Annotated in this window: 1 protein-coding gene; it reads left to right on the forward strand. The window is 71.0% G+C overall.

Annotated features, from left to right (window positions below; translation table 11 throughout):
- Positions 1-1,490, forward strand: a 1,490-nt coding sequence (istA, locus tag AB0B91_RS65910; RefSeq protein ID WP_358343203.1) for an IS21 family transposase, incomplete at its 5' end; no start/stop codon positions are given.
- Positions 1,491-1,529: the final 39 nt, after the last annotated feature.

Consider the following 1,529-nt stretch of genomic DNA (forward strand, 5'->3'; position numbering starts at 1 on the left):
GGGAGATCGTGGAAATTTTGGAGGCATACGACCTCACGGGTAGTTACCGTGCGGCGGCCGAGCTGGCCGGGTGTGATCACCACACCGTGGCCCGGTATGTGAAGTTGCGGGCCGAGGGACGCAGCCCCGAGGAGCGGACCCAGCGGGCTCGGCCGATCGACGAGTTCATGGACAAGATCGAGGAGTTGGTGGCCCGCTCGGGTGGCCGGGTCCGCGCCGATGTGGTGCACCGGCGGATCACCACGATGGGCTTCGCCGGCGGAGAGCGCACCACCCGCCGGGCGGTCGCGGCGGTGAAGAAGTCCTGGCAGGCCGGGCAGCGACGGGTGTTCCGCCCGTGGATCCCCGAGCCCGGTTTGTGGCTTCAGTTCGACTGGGGCGAAGGCCCACGCATCGGCGGCCGGCGGACCACGTTGTGGTGCGCGTGGCTGCCCTGGTCCCGGTTCCGGGTCGTGATCCCGGTGCTGGACAAGACCCTGCCGACGGTCGTGGCCTGCCTGGATGCCACCCTGCGGCGCCTGGGTGGGGTGCCGGCCTATGTGTTGACCGACAACGAGAAGACGATCACGGTGGAGCACGTCGCGGACATCGCCGTGCGTAATCCGGAGATCGTGCAGGTGGCCCGGCATTACGGGATGACGATCCGCACTTGCGTGCCGGCGGACCCGCAGTCCAAGGGCGGCGCCGAGAACACCGTGAAGATCGCCAAGGCGGACCTGGTCCCGACCAGCGCGAACCTGCTCGGCCAGTACCGCACGTTCGCGGAACTGGAGGCGGCCTGCCGCGACTTCACCGACGAGGTCAACGCCCGCATCCACCGCGACACCCGACGCCGCCCGGCCGAAGCCCTCCTGGACGAACGCGACCGGCTGCATCCGCTGCCGGCGCAGCCGTTCACCGTCGCGTTCGGCACCACCCGCCGAGTGAACTGGGACTGCACCATCTCCGTCGACGGAGTCCGCTACTCGGTCCCGCACCACCTGGTCGACACCCGGGTCTGGGCCCGGTTCCACGGCGACGAACTCATCGTCACCGCCGTCAGCGAGGACGGGCCGGCCGAGGTCGCCCGCCACCAGCGGGCCCAGCCGGGCCGCCCGTCGATCCTCGACGAGCACTACCCGCCCCGATCACGCCAGTCCGACACCGCCGATCGGGTGCCGCGGGCCCGCACCGCCGACGAGGCCGCGTTCCTGGCTCTCGGCCCCGGCGCCGCCGCGTGGCTGGTCGAGGCCGCAGCCGCCGGGGTCCGCGGGGTGCGCCGCAAGATGGCCGAAGCCGTCGCTCTCGCGAAGCTGCACGGCGTCGACCACGTCGACCGGGCCCTCGGCACCGCCGCTTTGGCGGGCAGGTTCGCCGACAACGACCTGATCCGCATCCTGGCCCACCAACGCGACGACGACACCCCACCCACTCGGGCCAGCGAAACCCACAGCCTGCAACCAGGCACCTCTGCCTGGTCAACCTTCGGCACGACGACTGGAGAACAGTGACCATCACCCCGTTGCGGGTCACCGGCGCAGCCGGTGACC

It is taken from the genome of Nonomuraea sp. NPDC049141, assembly GCF_040648415.1.
Lineage (GTDB): Bacteria > Actinomycetota > Actinomycetes > Streptosporangiales > Streptosporangiaceae > Nonomuraea.